12 protein-coding genes, 2 tRNA genes and 1 pseudogene are annotated in these 16,213 nt (G+C 63.1%); 4 read left to right on the forward strand and 11 right to left on the reverse strand.

Annotation, left to right across the window (positions count from 1 at the left end):
• The 4 genes from QQL85_RS05450 (at position 1) to QQL85_RS05465 (ending at position 3,010) form a co-directional block, all read left to right on the forward strand.
• A tRNA-Leu gene (locus tag QQL85_RS05450) sits at positions 1–79 on the forward strand.
• Positions 80–166: 87 nt separating this feature from the next.
• Positions 167–253, forward strand: a tRNA-Leu gene (locus QQL85_RS05455).
• A 178-nt stretch (positions 254–431) separates the two neighbouring features.
• Positions 432–1,445 carry an extracellular solute-binding protein gene (locus QQL85_RS05460; protein ID WP_284353284.1) on the forward strand — a complete coding sequence of 338 codons (1,014 nt, stop codon included), beginning with the start codon at positions 432–434 and terminating at the stop codon, positions 1,443–1,445.
• A complete protein-coding gene (locus QQL85_RS05465; protein WP_284353283.1) occupies positions 1,445–3,010 on the forward strand; it encodes an ABC transporter permease in 1,566 nt (521 codons plus the stop codon). The genes QQL85_RS05460 and QQL85_RS05465 overlap by 1 nt, the downstream gene beginning before the upstream one ends.
• Before the next feature lie 116 nt (positions 3,011–3,126).
• Here the strand turns inward: QQL85_RS05465 and QQL85_RS26705 are convergent, their stop codons facing one another.
• The 11 genes and pseudogenes from QQL85_RS26705 to QQL85_RS05515 all read right to left on the reverse strand — a co-directional run bounded on the left by QQL85_RS26705 (position 3,127) and on the right by QQL85_RS05515 (position 16,210).
• Complete coding sequence (locus QQL85_RS26705; RefSeq protein WP_434489044.1) at positions 3,127–4,011, reverse strand: methyl-accepting chemotaxis protein; 885 nt, start codon at positions 4,009–4,011, stop codon at positions 3,127–3,129.
• A gap of 21 nt (positions 4,012–4,032) precedes the next feature.
• Positions 4,033–4,725, reverse strand: a pseudogene (locus QQL85_RS26710) (methyl-accepting chemotaxis protein); the annotation flags it as partial.
• 532 nt (positions 4,726–5,257) lie between these two features.
• The gene (locus QQL85_RS05475) at positions 5,258–6,550 is read right to left on the reverse strand and encodes an adenylosuccinate synthase (RefSeq protein WP_284353281.1); all 1,293 of its coding nucleotides are present in this window, start codon (positions 6,548–6,550) and stop codon (positions 5,258–5,260) included.
• A 56-nt stretch (positions 6,551–6,606) separates the two neighbouring features.
• Positions 6,607–7,794 (reverse strand): ATP phosphoribosyltransferase regulatory subunit, encoded by a 1,188-nt coding sequence (locus QQL85_RS05480; RefSeq protein WP_284353280.1) that lies wholly within the window; start codon positions 7,792–7,794, stop codon positions 6,607–6,609.
• Between the two features lie 301 nt (positions 7,795–8,095).
• A complete protein-coding gene (gene hflC / locus QQL85_RS05485) occupies positions 8,096–8,965 on the reverse strand; it encodes a protease modulator HflC (protein ID WP_197898565.1) in 870 nt (289 codons plus the stop codon).
• Positions 8,965–10,146, reverse strand: coding sequence for an FtsH protease activity modulator HflK (gene hflK, locus QQL85_RS05490; protein ID WP_284353279.1), 1,182 nt, complete (start codon positions 10,144–10,146; stop codon positions 8,965–8,967). Before hflK ends, hflC begins: the two co-directional genes overlap by 1 nt.
• A 96-nt stretch (positions 10,147–10,242) precedes the next feature.
• Positions 10,243–11,544, reverse strand: coding sequence for a ribosome rescue GTPase HflX (gene hflX, locus QQL85_RS05495; protein ID WP_284353278.1), 1,302 nt, complete (start codon positions 11,542–11,544; stop codon positions 10,243–10,245).
• A gap of 12 nt (positions 11,545–11,556) precedes the next feature.
• Complete coding sequence (gene hfq / locus QQL85_RS05500) at positions 11,557–11,817, reverse strand: RNA chaperone Hfq (protein WP_003258160.1); 261 nt, start codon at positions 11,815–11,817, stop codon at positions 11,557–11,559.
• 94 nt (positions 11,818–11,911) lie between these two features.
• The gene (gene miaA / locus QQL85_RS05505) at positions 11,912–12,883 is read right to left on the reverse strand and encodes a tRNA (adenosine(37)-N6)-dimethylallyltransferase MiaA (protein WP_284353277.1); all 972 of its coding nucleotides are present in this window, start codon (positions 12,881–12,883) and stop codon (positions 11,912–11,914) included.
• Between the two features lies 1 nt (position 12,884).
• Complete coding sequence (gene mutL / locus QQL85_RS05510; protein ID WP_284353276.1) at positions 12,885–14,783, reverse strand: DNA mismatch repair endonuclease MutL; 1,899 nt, start codon at positions 14,781–14,783, stop codon at positions 12,885–12,887.
• On the reverse strand, positions 14,780–16,210 hold the full coding sequence (locus QQL85_RS05515; protein WP_284353275.1) for an N-acetylmuramoyl-L-alanine amidase: 1,431 nt from the start codon (positions 16,208–16,210) through the stop codon (positions 14,780–14,782). Before QQL85_RS05515 ends, mutL begins: the two co-directional genes overlap by 4 nt.
• Between the last annotated feature and the right edge of the window lie 3 nt (positions 16,211–16,213).

Genomic DNA, 16,213 nt, shown 5'->3' on the forward strand with positions numbered 1-16,213 from the left:
GGCGGAATTGGTAGACGCGCTGGTTTCAGGTATCAGTGACCGCAAGGTCGTGGAAGTTCGAGTCTTCTCCTGGGCACCAAGTATTTCAAGTAACAGATGACCAAGGATCTGTTACTACTGTGTGAAAGCTGACGATAGTCGCCTTCAACAGATGATGTAAAGCTTTGCCCAGGTGGCGGAATTGGTAGACGCGCTGGTTTCAGGTATCAGTGACCGCAAGGTCGTGGAAGTTCGAGTCTTCTCCTGGGCACCATACAAAAACCCACTAGCTTGCTAGTGGGTTTTTTCTTGCCTGCGATTTCTTCCCCCTCCCCAACTCAAGGTTTTTGCACCATGGTCTGACCATGAATTTCTCGTCACGCGGCCACTTGAGAAACAATTTCGTTTACCATTGTTTCCAAATATGTAGCCGTAAGCGAGGAAGTACCCGCATGACGATCCGCCCGCAACCGCTGATGCGCACCTTGGCCGCCGCCGTGCTGAGCCTGGTCATCGGCGCTCCGGCCGCCATGGCAGACACACCGGTCACCCTGACCATGTACAACGGTCAGCACAAGGAAATCGGCGAAGCCATCGCCAAAGCCTACGAGGCCAAGACCGGTATCCACATCGATATCCGCAAGGGCAGCAGCAACCAGCTGGCCAGCCAGATCATCGAGGAAGGCGATCGCTCGCCCGCCGACATCATCTACACCGAAGAGTCCCCGCCCCTGAACAACCTGGGCGAGCTGGGCCTGCTGGCAAAAATCGACGACGCCACTTCGAGCATGATGCCCAAGGAGTACGTTGGCGCCAACGGTACCTGGATGGGCATCACGGCGCGTACGCGCATCGTGGTGTACAACCCGAAGAAGGTCGACGAAAAAGACCTGCCAACCACGGTGATGGACTTCGCCAACCCTGAGTGGGAAGGCCGCGTCGGCTATGTACCCACCAGCGGTGCGTTCCAGGAACAGGCCGTGGCCATCCTGAAGATGCACGGGCGCGAGGCCACCGAAGAATGGCTCACCGGCCTGAAAGCCTTCGGCAAGACCTACACCAACAACATGGTCGCCCTCAAGGCCGTGGAAAAGGGCGAAGTGGCTGCGGTGCTGGTGAACAACTACTACTGGTACGCGCTTGAGCGCGAACGCGGCAAGCTGGACACCAAGCTCTACTACCTGGCCGACGGCGATGCCGGTAACCTGGTTACCATCTCCGGCGCGGCAGTGGTCAAGGCCAGCAAGCACCCGAAAGAAGCCCAGGCACTGCTCAACTGGATGGCCAGCGAAGAAGGCCAGCGCGTGATCACCCAGACTACCGCCGAGTATCCGCTGCACAAGGGCATGGTTTCCGACCGTGGCCTGAAGCCGTTCGAGGACCTGCGCCCGCCGAAGATCTCGCCGGCCGACCTGGGCAATGCCGAGGAAGCCATCGAGCTTGAGCGCGAGGTCGGCCTGCTCTGATGACCGTCGCCCTGTCCGAGCCGGCGCCGGTACGCTTCGTACCACGCCGCAAGCGCCCCTCCATCTGGGTGGTGCTACCTGTACTGTTCCTTGTGGCAATGAGCGTGTTGCCACTGGCTTATGTCGCCATCAAAGCCTGGGAAGCCGGCTGGCGCGAAGCCTTGCACCTGCTGTGGCGCCCCTTTGTCTGGGGATTGATGCGCAACACCCTGATGCTGATGGTCGGGGTGACGCTGACCTGCATGGTGGTCGGCCTGGCCTTGGCCTGGCTGCTGGAACGTAGCAACCTGGCCGGGCGCCGGTTGTGGGGCGTAGTGCTGTGCCTGCCGTTCGCCGTGCCATCGTTCGTCAGCAGCTTCACCTGGGTGTCGCTGAGCTCGGACTTCGAAGGGCTGGGCGGGGCAATCCTGGTCATGGCCCTGTCCAAGTACCCCTTGGTGTTCCTGCCGGTAGCTGCCACCCTGCGCAACCTCGACACCTCGCTGGAGGAATCGGCGCGCACTCTGGGTTGCAGTCGCTGGGGCGTGCTCATCAAGGTCACCCTACCGCTGCTGTGGCCATCGATGCTGGGCGGTGCACTGCTGATCGCCTTGCACATGCTGGTGGAGTTCGGCGCGCTGTCGATCCTCGGCCTGCAAACCTTCACCACGGCGATCTACCAGCAGTTCGAACTGGAGTTCAGCAATGCCAACGCGGCCATGCTGTCTGCCGTGCTGTTGGCAATGTGCCTGGTAATGCTGTGGCTGGAATTGCGTGTACGCGGCAAAGCCCGCCATGTACGCATCGGCCAGGGCGTGGCACGCCGTGCGCAACCGGTGCGTTTGCGTGGCTGGGCGGTGCCGGCACAGCTGTTGTGCGTGGGCTTGGCAGTGCTGGGCAGTGGTATTCCGCTTGCCATGCTTGGCTACTGGTTGAGCGTGGGCTCGTCGGCAGCGTTTCCAGTGGCAGCGATTTCCAAGGCGCTGTTCACTTCGCTGTCGGTGTCGCTGGGTGGCGCCGGCTTCTGCGTGCTGCTGGCCTTGCCAATCAGCTTCCTGGTTGTGCGTTACAAAGGCCGCCTGGCAATCTGGGCCGAGCGCCTGCCGTACCTGCTGCACGCCCTGCCCGGCCTGGTGATTGCCCTGACCTTGGTGTTCTTCGCCCTGCACTATGTGCCTGCGCTGTACCAGACCACGGCATTGCTGCTGCTGGCCTATGCGCTGCTGTTCCTACCGCTGGCCCAATCACCGGTGCGCACAGCGCTTAACAAAGCCTCACCGACGCTCGAAGAAGCTGCGCGCACCTTGGGCGCCAGCAGCTTCACGGCGTTCTGCCGGGTGACCTTGCCAATCATCTTCCCGGCCATGGCGGCAGCGTTTGCGCTGGTGTTCCTGGACGCCATGAAAGAACTGACAGCTACCCTGCTGCTCAGCCCCACCGGGATGACCACACTGGCTACCGAGGTGTGGGCGCATACCGCTAACGTCGAGTTCGCGGCGGCGGCGCCTTATGCGGCATTGCTGATCGTGGTGTCGGGGCTGCCGGTTTATCTGCTGACTACGCGGATGTATCTGAACAAGGCATGACCTTCTTCGCGGGCACGCCCGCCCCCAAAGGTACAGCGCAAGCATGGAGAGCGGCGCGGTCCCTGTGGGTGCGGGTTTACCCGCCCTCACAGGGATTACGATGCGCTTGCAGATGATTACGCCCTGAACTGGCCCAGGCTTGCCCGCAATTGCGCCGCCAAGTCGTCCAGCACCTTGCTGCTGGCGGTGGTCTGCATCACCACTTCTGCCGAGCGCTCGGCCTGGGCATGAATGGTCTCAACCCGCCCGCGCACCGCCTGCGCCCCGCTCGCCTGCTGCTCGGCCGCACGGGTGGCTAGGCCGATGGCTGCATGCACCTGCTCCACCGCTGCCTGTACCGACTGCTGCCGGCGCTCGTTGTCACGCAGTACCAGCAACCCTTCGCTGGCTTTTAGTCCAGCCTGACTGATAGTCGCCACGGCTTCCTTGGCACCCTTCTGTAGCGCAGCGATATGCGCCTGGATATCCCCCGTGGAGCTTTGCGTCTTGCTCGCCAGCGCCCGCACCTCATCAGCCACCACGGCAAACCCGCGCCCGGTCTCACCTGCCCGGGCGGCTTCGATGGCTGCGTTCAGCGCCAACAGATTGGTCTGCTCGGCAATGCCGTGGATGACCGTCAGCACCACTTCGATCTGCTCACTCTGCTTGGCGAGGCGCTCGATCACCTGGGAGCCCGTCTCTACCTGGCCAGCCAGGTTCTCGATCAACCCCGCAAGCTGGGTCGAAGTGCGGCTGTTTTCGTCGGTGGCCTGACGAATATCCACCACCTGTTTCAAGGCCGCCTGCATCGCATGGCTTTCGGCCTGGGCTTCGTCGGCCATGCTCGAAAGGTCGCGCAGGCTGGCGGCCACTGCATCGCGCTGCAGCGCGGCGGCGGCATCGGCACCGGCATTGCGCTGGGCCATCGCGCCTATCTCCACACCGGTACGCTGGGCCACCTCTCCCGCCTCACGCACGATCGGTTGCAGCTTGTCGACAAAGCGGTTCACCGCCGAAGCCATGTCACCAATTTCATCTCGGCTGTCGAGCGGCACGCGCTTGGTCAGGTCGCCTTCGCCCGCCGCCAGGTCGTCCAAGGCAGCAATCAGCAGGCGCAGTTTGCTCAGCACTCGGCGGCCAAGCACCACGGCCACCACCAGCAGCACACCCAGGCCGACCAGCACCAGGCCCAGGCCAATGCGCCAGCGCAGGTCGGCAGCGGCATCGCGCACGGTCTGTGCGGTATTGGCCTGCATCGCTGCAGCACTGCCTTGCGCCTTCTCCAGGCGCTCACGCAGGGTTTTGCCGCTGTCGGCGGCAGCACCCACCAGGCTGTCGCCAACCAGTTGCTCACCGCTGGCGATCAGCGCCGCGAAGCGCTGGTCCAAGGCCTTGAGCTCTTGGTCGATACCGGCCGTGGAAACCCCCATCACCACCTTGCCGATCTCTGCGCCATTGGGGTTGATCGAAGCTTCGACAAGGTACACAGCCGGGTCGCGCCGGGCGGCATCGATCACTTTGTCCAAAGCGCGCTCGCCCTGGCCCTTGTCCATCAACGCCTGGTTGATCGGGTTTTGCCGGTTCAGGTAACGGGTCAGGTGCTGGCCCTGGGCATCGTCGTAAACCACGAACAGCACGTTGGGGTTGCGCTGGGCACGCCGGGCAAAGTCGGAGAGCACTGGCACGTCGTTGTCCCAGATCGCCCGCGGAGCAACCGAAGCCAGCAGCTCGGCCATTTCGTTGGCAGAGTCCTTCAGGTTCTTTTCCAGAGTGCTGCGCAGTTGCTGCTGTTCGCTTTGCAGGCGCTCCGACAACCCGGCGCTCAGGCGCTGGCGGGTACTGCTGGACAGGCCGTCGAGGCCCGAGCGTACATCTTGCCCGGCTTGCTCCAGGTCATTGGCCAGCTGGCGGCTGTCGTTACCCAGGCGTTCGCCAAGGTCGGCCTCCAGGGCGGTGACCGTGCTTCGGGTGAGCGCAACGGCAACCAGCACCTGCACCAAAAGAGCGATACCAAGGGCAACAAACACAGGCCGCAAAAGGCGGCTTCGTAACAGTGAGAGGATGGCAGACACGGTGTAACCCTCGTGTTTTCTGGCGCCACTATTTTGATGGCAACTACAGAAACTTCTTACAGCAAGGGTTGTGCCGGGGGCAGCAGGGATAAACGCCAAGGTTTAGCAAGGGGGTGACCTGCTCTCGCTCAGCGCAGAAAAGAAAACGCCGCAGCCCCTCTCAGGGTTGCGGCGTCAGATCAGCCTGGAGGGCAGATCAGGCGAACGGATGACGCAGTACGATGGTCTCGTTGCGGTCCGGGCCGGTCGAAATGATGTCGATCGGCGCGCCAACCAGCTCTTCGATGCGCTTGATGTAGTCACGCGCAGCTTGCGGCAGCTCTTCCAGGGCTTTCACGCCCAGGGTCGATTCGCTCCAGCCTGGCATCTCTTCGTACACTGGCTCCAGGCCGATGTAGCTGTCGGCATCGGATGGCGCGTCGATGACGGCACCGTTCTCGTTCTTGTAGCCAACGCAGATGTTGATGGTTTCCAGGCCGTCCAGCACGTCCAGCTTGGTCAGGCAGATGCCCGAGATGCTGTTCACGTCGATGGCGCGACGCAGGATGACGGCATCGAACCAGCCGCAACGACGGGCACGGCCGGTGGTGGAGCCGAACTCGTGGCCACGTTTGGCCAGGGTAGCGCCGGTCTCGTCGAACAGTTCGGTCGGGAACGGACCGGAACCCACGCGAGTCGTGTAGGCCTTGGTGATACCCAGGATGTAGTCCAGGTACATCGGGCCAACGCCGGAACCAGTGGAGATACCGCCAGCGGTGGTGTTGGAGCTGGTGACGTACGGGTAGGTACCGTGGTCGATGTCCAGCAGCGAGCCCTGAGCGCCTTCGAACATGATGTCCTTGCCGGCACGACGCAGGCTGTGCAGCTCGGCGGTGACGTCGAGCATCATCGGCTTGAGCTGTTCAGCGTAGGCCATGCACTCGTCCAGGGTTTGCTGGAAGTCGATGGCCGGCTCTTTGTAGTAGTTCACCAGCTGGAAGTTGTGGTAGTCCAGCAGCTCACCCAGCTTGGCAGCGAAACGCTCGCGGTGGAACAGGTCGCCCACGCGCAGACCGCGGCGCGCGACCTTGTCTTCGTAGGCTGGGCCGATACCACGGCCGGTGGTGCCGATCTTGGCTTCGCCACGGGCTTTTTCGCGGGCCTGGTCCAGGGCCACATGGTACGACAGGATCAGCGGCGCAGCCGGGGAGATGCGCAGGCGCTCGCGAACCGGTACGCCCTTCTCTTCCAGCTTGGTGATTTCACGCATCAGGGCGTCCGGGGCAACGACCACGCCGTTGCCGATCAGGCACTGTACGCCTTCACGCAGGATGCCGGACGGAATCAGGTGCAGAACGGTCTTTTCACCGTTGATCACCAGGGTGTGACCCGCGTTGTGGCCACCCTGGTAGCGCACTACGGCGGCAGCATGTTCGGTCAGCAGATCGACGATCTTGCCTTTGCCCTCATCACCCCACTGGGTGCCCAGGACGACGACATTCTTACCCATTACATTGGTCCTCATTCACGCAAACTTGGTTGCCGGCCTGTTGCCGACGCAGAAACTCACTGGGCCAGCGGCAGAACCTGCCAGCGCCCGTCTTGCTGAATCAATTGCCGATCACAATCCGCCTCGAGAGCAGCACTCAACGGCTGACCAGGCAGAGCCTGGACCACACGCTGGCCCTCGTTGCGCAACTGGCAGACTTGCTGCCAGAGGGCCGTATCGCCACTGTCCGGCATCCAGATGCCGCCCGTTGGCAATACGACCTCCGCTCGCCCCAGTGTGACCAGGGTCTTCAAATCCGTGGAGAAACCGGTGGCCGGGCGGGCCCGGCCAAAGTCGGCGCCGATGTCGTCATAGCGCCCGCCCTGGGCGATCGATTGACCCTCGCCCGGCACGAACACGGCGAACACCACGCCAGTGTGATAGTGGTATCCGCGCAGCTCGCCGAGGTCGAAGTACAGCGGCAGGTCCGGGTAGCGCGACGCCAGGCGATCGGCGATCGACAGCAGGTCGTCCAGCGCCGCCAGCACGCCGGCCGGGGCACGGCCCAGGCGCACCCGGGCTTCGGCCAGCACTTCACGGCCACCGCACAGCTCGACCAGCGCGCGCAGCATGTTGCCCAGGTCTTTCGGCAGGTCAGCGGTCAGCGCCTGCACTTCGTCGACGGCCTTGCGCTGCATGGCGTCGAACAGCTGCTGCTCGACCGCACCGGACAGGCCGGCAGCGCGGGCCAGGCCGCGGTAGATACCGACGTGGCCCAGGTCCATGTGCACATCCGGCACATCGGCCAGTTGCAGCGTGGCCAGCATCAGGCTGATGACTTCGACGTCGCTGGTAGGGCTGGCATCGCCGTACAGCTCGGCACCCAGCTGGATCGGGCTGCGCGAAGTGGACAAAGCACGCGGCTGGGCGTGCAACACGCTGCCGGCATAGCACAGGCGGCTCGGGCCTTCACGGCGCAGGGTGTGGGCGTCGATGCGCGCCACCTGCGGAGTGAAGTCGGCGCGGAAGCCCATCAGGCGGCCGGACTGTGGGTCCACCACCTTGAAGGTGCGCTGATCCAGGTCCTGGCCGGCGCCGGTGAGCAGCGACTCCAGGTACTCGATATGCGGGGTGACGACCAGTTCGTAGCCCCAACTCTGGAACAGGTCCAACACCTGGCGGCGCGCGATCTCGATGCGCGCAGCCTCAGGTGGCAGTACTTCCTCGATGCCATCTGGCAGCAGCCAGCGGTCTACCGTTGCCATTACGCCTTTTCCCCTCTGGTCCGGGCGGCTAGCCAGCAGGCGAGCCGTCAGTAAAGCCGGTATCGCGCACAGCAGCGGGCAGCACTGATCCCAGCGCAGCCACCGTACCCGATACCCTCGAATTGCCTTGCGAGCTGACCAAACCGTCAACTGGCGCTTTGCCAATCAACCTTTCAGACGCAAAAAAGCCGGGAAATTTCCCGGCTGCCTCATCATACACCCCTTTTCATTCAGGATGCACCCCGCCGGGTGCTTTTGCTGCCAGGCGGGGTGCCGCTGCATGAAAATCAGGGCCTGAGCATCACGGCCTGCTCTTGTCCAGGTAACGGAAGAACTCGTTCTTCGGGTCCAGGACCAGCACGTCGCTCTTGCTCGAGAAGCTCTCGCGGTATGCCTGCAGGCTACGGTGGAACGCATAGAAATCAGCGTCCTGGCTGTAGGCCTTGGCATAGATGGCGGCCGCTTGGGCGTCGCCATCACCGCGGGTTTCTTCTGCTTCGCGATAGGCCTCGGCCAGCAGCACACGGCGCTGGCGGTCGGCATCGGCACGAATACCTTCAGCCAGCTCGTTACCCTTGGCACGGTGCTCGCGAGCTTCACGCTCACGCTCGGTGCTCATGCGGTCGAACACGCTGCGGTTGACTTCCTTCGGCAGGTCGATGGCCTTGACGCGAACGTCGACCACCTCGATGCCCAGCTCCTTGTTGGCCATGCGGTTCAGCGATGCAGTGATGTCAGCCATCAGTGCGTCACGTTCACCGGAAACCACCTCGTGCAGGGTACGTTTACCGAACTGGTCGCGCAGGCCGCTTTCCAGACGACGCGACAGGCGCTCGTCGGCGATCTGCTTCATGCCGGACGTGGCGGTGTAGAAGCGCTCGGCATCCTTGACGCGCCACTTGGCGTAGGCGTCGACCATCACCGCTTTCTTCTCCAGGGTCAGGAACCGCTGGGTCGGGGCGTCGAGGGTCATGAGGCGGGCGTCGAACTTGCGCACCTGGTTCACATACGGAATCTTCACATGCAGGCCCGGCTGAACATCTGCCTGGACCACCTTACCGAAGCGCAGCAGTACCGCACGTTCGGTCTGGGACACGATGTAGAAGCTGTTCCAGGCCACGATGGCCAGAACGACGGCGGCGATCAGGGCGATCAGCGATCTATTGCTCATCAGCGGCTCTCCCTAGTACGCAGCGGCTGCTGTTGCTGTTGCAGGTCCTGCGCCGCACGGGCAGCCGCATCGTTGACCGATGGCGACACGCTGGTGGTTGGCGCGGACGGGTTGCGGCTGCCTTCGACCATCTTGTCCAGTGGCAGGTAGAGCAGGTTGTTCTGCCCGTCCTTGGTCGCCACCATGACCTTGCTCGAATTGCTGTAGACCTCTTGCATAGTCTCCAGGTACAGACGCTGACGGGTCACGTCAGGTGCCTTGTGGTACTCGGCAACCAGCTTGGTGAAGCGGTCGGCCTCACCCTTGGCCCGGGCGATGACTTCGTCGCGGTAACCGTTGGCGTCCTCGATGATGCGCTGGGCCTGACCACGGGCTTCCGGCACCACGCCATTGGCGTAGGACTCGGCCTGGTTGCGGGCACGCTGCTCGTCTTCGCGGGCACGGATCACGTCGTCGAAGGCTTCCTGCACTTCACGCGGGGCTGCCGCGCTCTGTACGTTGACCTGGGTAACGGTGATACCGGTACGGTAGGTGTCGAGGAAGCGCTGCAGGCGTTCGCGGATATCCACGGCCATCTGCTCACGGCCTTCGGTGAGTACCTGGTCCATCGAGGTGGAACCCACCACATGGCGCAGGGCACTGTCGGTCGCGTGCTGCAGGCTCACCTCAGGCTGGTCGACGTTAAGCACGAAGTCCTGCAGGTTGCTGATCTTGTACTGCACGGTCAGCGGCACCTCGACGATGTTCTCGTCTTCGGTCAGCATCTGGCCCTGCTTGGTGTAGGCACGCTCACGCGTGACGTTTTCCATGTACTTGCGATCAATCGGCGGGAAGTAGATGTTCAGGCCGGGACCGACCGTCTCATGGTACTTGCCGAAGCGCAGCACCACGGCCTGCTCCTGCTCGTCGACCACATACACGGCACTGTACAGCCAGATGGCAGCCAACACCGCCAGGCCGATGCCCAGCAGGCCAAGGCCACCGCCCTTGCCGACATTGCGGTCACCGCCGCCACGTTTCTTGTTACCGCCGAACATGCCGTTCAGGCTGTCCTGCAGTTTGCGGAAGGCCTCGTCCAGATCCGGCGGACCTTTCTTGTCACCACCACCGCCACCGCCACCACGGCGGCCGCCCCAGGGATCCTGATTGTTCGAGTTGCCACCCGGCTCGTTCCAAGCCATAGCGCTCTCCATCTGATAAAGCAAAGACGCGCCCACGGCGCGCCGTCCAATGCTACAGAATGCCTGTCACTGCTGCCCGGCGACCTCGACGAGCATTTATTGCAAAGTGTGTTGCTCGACAAACACTTGCGGCTCCATGCCTTCGCGGCTGACCAGGCGATTCAATTCGACCATGGGCAGTCGCACGCTCAGCAGGCTGCGCCCTTCTTCATCATGCTCTTCACTCTGCACGGCACCCAAAGCGAAGAATTGCGCGCGCAAGCGGGCAAAACGCTGCTCCAGACACAGGGTACCGACAAACAGATCATCCCCCAGCAACTCGGCAATCGCCTGGCCAACCAGCTCCAGACCACGCCCATCGCGTGCCGATACCCAGACCCGTTCCGGCTTGCCATCGGCATTGCGCTGGATCTGCGGCTCGACATCTTCGAGCAGGTCGAGTTTGTTATACACCTCGAGGATCGGCAAGCCTTCAGCGCCAATCTCGCCCAACACGGCCAAGACCTGCTCGATCTGCTCCATGCGCTCTGGCTCATGGGCGTCGATCACATGCAGCAGCAGGTTGGAGTTGCTCGACTCTTCGAGCGTAGCCCGAAATGCCTCGACCAGCTTGTGCGGCAAGTGGCGAATGAAGCCCACGGTGTCGGCCAGCACGATCGGCCCCAGGTCGTTGAGCTCGAGCCGGCGCAGGGTCGGGTCGAGTGTGGCGAACAGCTGGTCCGCGGCATACACCTCGGATTCGGTCAGGGCATTGAACAGCGTGGACTTGCCGGCGTTGGTGTAACCCACCAGCGACACCGACGGAATGTCCGCGCGTTTGCGCCCGCGACGCGCCTGCTCGCGCTGGCTGCGTACCTTCTCCAGGCGCGACTTGATCTGGCGAATGCGTACCCGCAACAGACGGCGGTCGGTTTCCAGCTGGGTTTCACCCGGACCACGCAGGCCGATACCCCCTTTTTGTCGCTCAAGGTGAGTCCAGCCGCGTACCAGTCGCGTGCTCATGTGATCAAGCTGGGCCAGTTCGACCTGCAGCTTACCTTCATGGGTACGCGCCCGTTGGGCGAAGATATCGAGGATCAGCCCGGTACGGTCGAGCACACGGCACTCGAACACACGTTCGAGGTTGCGCTCCTGACTGGGCGTGAGGGTGTGATTGAAAATCACCAGGTCTACCTGCTCGGCATGGACCAGGTCGTGCAATTCCTCGACCTTGCCACTGCCAATCAGGTATTTGGCGGAAGGCTGATGCCTTGACACCGTGACCAACGAGACGATGTCGGCACCGGCCGACAATGCCAGTTCCTGAAACTCCTGCGGGTCTTCGCGCGCCTCAGGGTTCTGACCTTCCAAGTGAACGAGCAATGCCCGCTCACCACCACCGTGGCGCTCAAAGAACAATGCAGGCTCCTATCAGGCGTTGCCTGGCTCGCTGTCGCCGTGTTCGGAATCGGACGGGCTTGGCAGGCGAACCGGACGGGCTGGCACGACGGTCGAAATGGCGTGCTTGTAGACCATCTGGCTGACGGTGTTCTTCAGCAGAACCACGAACTGGTCGAAGGATTCGATCGAGCCCTGCAGTTTGATGCCGTTGACCAGGTAGATGGATACCGGGACCTTTTCTTTTCTCAAGGTGTTCAAGTAAGGGTCTTGTAGCGAATGCCCTTTTGACATATGCCGCACTCCTGTAAGGATAAATAATAGAAAATCAATAAAATCGATAAATTAGGCCGCCCCTTCGCAAGAATAGACGGCAATCAGCAGGGACTCAGCTCAATATGGAGATGGCCCCAAGGTATTTCAAGGTGCGGGACAGATTGTCGCAGGCCATGCTGTCAAGCCAATGCACATCAGGCCAGCCACGCAACCAGGTGAACTGCCGCTTGGCCAGCTGCCGGGTCGCAATGATACCGCGTTCACGCATCTCATTCTCAGTCAGCTTGCCGTCCAGGTAATCCCAGACCTGCCGATACCCCACTGCCCGTATAGACGGCAGCCCGGCGTGCAAGTCACTTCTGGCTCGCAGCGATCGGACCTCGTCGACGAAGCCCTGTTCCAGCATCTGCGAAAATCGTAACGCAATTCGCTGATGCAAAATGTGACGATCTGTAGGAGCAATCGCCAAACTCGCGACAGTATAGGGCAAATGTCCGTCAGCGCCTGCGTCTGCGCCGCGACTTTCCGCGAATTGACGCTGGCGATGAGCCGTCATGCTCTCGCCGCTCACCCGGTAAACCTCCAGCGCGCGGATCAACCGCTGCGGGTCGTTGGGGTGGATGCGCGCCGCCGATTCCGGGTCGACCTCGGCCAACTGGCGGTGCAGTTCGGCCAGCCCCAGCGCCTCGGCCTGGGCTTCCAGGTCGGCACGCACGGCGGCATCAGCCGCCGGCATGTCGGCCAAGCCATCGATCAACGCCTTGTAATAGAGCATGGTGCCGCCCACCAGCAGCGGTATCTTGCCCCGCGCGGTGATGTCGGCCATGGCCTCCAGGGCATCGGCGCGAAACTGCGCGGCCGAATAGCTCTCGGCCGGGTCGCGGATGTCGATCAGCCGGTGCGGGTGGGCGGCGAGTATTTCTTTCGACGGCTTGGCCGAACCGATGTCCATGCCGCGATAGACCAGCGCGGAATCGACGCTGATCAGCTCGCAAGGCAGCACGTTGGTCAGTTCGATGGCCAGGTCGGTCTTGCCGGCCGCCGTCGGGCCCATCAGGAATATTGCAGGGGGCTTGCCGCTCATTTCATCGACCGCGCAGGAAGAGTTTGTCCAGATCGTCCAGGCCCATCTGGGTCCAGGTGGGACGGCCATGGTTGCACTGGCCACTGCGTTCGGTGTTTTCCATGTCACGCAGCAGGGCGTTCATCTCGGGAATGGCCAGACGCCGGTTGGCGCGCACGGCGCCGTGGCAGGCCATGGTGCCGAGCAGTTCGTTGAGATGCGCCTGGATACGGTCGCTGGTGCCGTATTCCATCAGGTCGGCGAGCACATCCTGCACCAGGCGATTGGCCTCGGCCTGCTTGAGCAAGGCCGGAATCTGGCGGATCGCCAGGGTCTCGGGACCTAGGCGCTGCAGCTCGAAGCCCAAGCGCTGGAACCACTGCGCATGCTCTTCCGCGCAGTCCGCTTCGCGCTGGCTCAGGGCCAGGGTTTCGGGCACCAGCAGCGGTTGGCCGCTAAGGCCTTCACTGGCCATGGCAACCTTGAGGCGCTCGTACATGATGCGCTCGTGGGCGGCGTGCATGTCCACCAGCACCAGGCCAATGGCATTCTCGGCCAGGATGTAGATACCCTTGAGTTGCGCCAACGCGTAACCCAGCGGGGGAATGTCACCCTGGCTTTCGGGCAGCGTCGTCACCGCCGCCGCACCGTCTTCCAGCGGCTTGTAGAACTCGCGATACACCGCCTGCGCCTCGGCGGCCGGCAGCGGCTGCGAAGGGCGCGGGGTGTATTGATACTGATAACCGGCGCCACTGCCACCATTGGAGATTGCATGCTGCGGCGCCTGGGGCCGCTCAAGCACTGGCGAGGCCAGGCGCATTTCGCCCTGCGGGCCGAACTCACCTGCCTGCTGGCCGGTGGGCCGGATTATCTCAGGTACGGCGGCAGGCGCGGCCAACTGGTCTTCCGGACGCACATCGGCCAGCGCACGGTGCAGGGTGCCATAGAGGAAGTCGTGCACCGAGCGCCCTTCGCGAAAGCGCACTTCGTGCTTGGTCGGGTGGACGTTGACATCGACGCCGTTGGGCTCCAGCTCCAGGAACAGCACAAAGGTCGGGTGCCGTCCATTGAACAGCACATCACGGTAAGCCTGGCGCACAGCGTGAGCGACCAGCTTGTCGCGCACCGCACGGCCATTGACGAAGAAATACTGCAGGTCTGCCTGGCTACGCGAGAAGGTCGGCAGGCCAACCCACCCCCACAGGCGCAAGCCGTTGCGTTCGACGTCGATCGGCAGCGCCTGCTCCATGAAGCCTGGGCCGCAGATGGCGCCTACCCGTCGCGCCCGGGCGGTCTCGTCGTGGGCCTCGTGCAGGCTGAGGATGCTCTTGCCGTTGTGGCGCAAGTGGAAACCGACATCGAAACGCGCCAGCGCCAGCCGGCGGATCACTTCCTGCAGGTGATCGAACTCGGTTTTCTCGGCCTTGAGGAACTTGCGCCGCGCCGGAGTATTGAAGAACAGGTCGCGCACTTCCACCGAGGTGCCCACTGGGTGCGCCGCCGGCTGCACCCGCGGGAGCATGTCACGGCCTTCGGTTTCTACTTGCCAAGCCTCAGTGGCACTGGCGGTACGCGAGGTGAGGGTCAGGCGCGCCACCGAACTGATCGAGGCCAGGGCCTCGCCACGGAAGCCCAGGCTCAATACGCCTTCGAGGTCTTCCAGCTCGCGGATTTTGCTGGTGGCGTGACGGGCCAGCGCCAGCGGCAGGTCGTCGGCGGAAATACCGCTGCCATCGTCCCGCACTTTCAGCAGCTTGACGCCGCCCTGCTCCACGTCTACGTCAATGCGCCGGGCACCGGAGTCCAGGCTGTTTTCCAGCAACTCCTTGGCGACAGAGGCCGGCCGCTCGACAACCTCGCCAGCGGCGATCTGGTTGGCCAGCCGCGGGCTGAGCAGCTGGATGCGCGAACCACCACTCATTGCGCGGCCAATGTGGTAGCAGGAACGTCGAGGCGCTGGCCAACCTTCAGCTCATCAGTCTTGAGGCTGTTGGTGCTGCGCAGGCTGGCCACGCTGACCTGGTAGCGCACGGCGAGCATCGCCAGGGTTTCGCCAGGGCGTACCGTGTGCTCACGCGGGCCAGCGGCAATCTTGCCGGTGTCACGCAGCCAGGCGATATAGGTCCCCGGCGGCGGGTTTTGCTGGAAGTACTGACGCACACCGGTATGAATCGAACGGGCCAAGGCCTGTTGATGGCTGGCGGTGGCCAGCTTGGCTGCTTCGTTGTTGTTCGAGATGAACCCGGTTTCAACGAGAATCGACGGGATATCCGGCGACTTCAGCACCATGAAGCCGGCCTGCTCCACACGCTGCTTGTGCAGCGAGGTGACACGGCCCATGTTGCCCAGCACTTTCTGCCCCACGTTGAGGCTGGAGCTGAGGGTGGCAGTCATCGACAGGTCCAGCAGCACGCCAGCCAGCATGCGGTCCTTGTCGTCGAGGCTGACGTTGCCGGCACCGCCGATCAGGTCGGAACGGTTTTCCGTGTCGGCCAGCCAGCGCGCGGTCTCGGAGGTGGCGCCGCGATCGGACAGGGCGAACACCGAGGCACCAAAGGCAGCCCGCGACGGCGCAGCGTCGGCGTGGATCGAGATGAACAGGTCGGCGCCCTTCTTGCGGGCGATTTCCGTGCGTTTGCGCAGCGGAATGAAGTAGTCGCCCGTGCGGGTCAGCTCAGCACGGAAGCCTCTTTCGCTGTTGATCTGGCGCTGCAGCTCTTTGGCAATCTGCAACACGATGTCTTTTTCATGTTGGCCGCGCGAACCGGACGCACCCGGGTCTTCGCCACCGTGGCCGGCGTCGATGGCAACCACGATTTCACGCTTGCCGCTAGGCACCGGCGGCAACTTGATCGCGGGCTGGGCCGGGCTTACCGGCACCGCAGGCGTGGTCGCGGGCGTCTGCACCGGAGCCGGGGCTGGAGGTGGCGTACTGGCCGCAATGGCGTCAGCTTCCTGGTCATACAGGTCGACCACCAGGCGGTTGCCGTACTGGGCATTGGGCGCCAGGGTGAAGCTTTTCGGGGTGACCGACTTTTTCAGGTCGACCACCACGCGCAGGTCGGTCGGGGTACGCTGAGCCGAACGCACGCTGCTGATCGGCGTGTTGGAGGTGGCCACGTTCAACGGCGCAGCCAAGGTTGCGCCATTGATGTCGATAACCAGGCGGTCCGGCGCGCTCAGGGTGAAGACGCTGTGCTGCACGGGGCCAGACAGGTCGAAGACCAGCCGCGTGTTGTCTGGCGCGCGCCACAGGCGCACGCTCTTGACTTGAGTGACGGCCAGAGCGTCAACGGTCACCGTTGTCAGCAGCAGCCCAACGATGGCGACCAGTGCGCGTATGCGCATACC

Source organism: Pseudomonas putida (assembly GCF_030159595.1).
Classification (GTDB): domain Bacteria; phylum Pseudomonadota; class Gammaproteobacteria; order Pseudomonadales; family Pseudomonadaceae; genus Aquipseudomonas; species Aquipseudomonas putida_AC.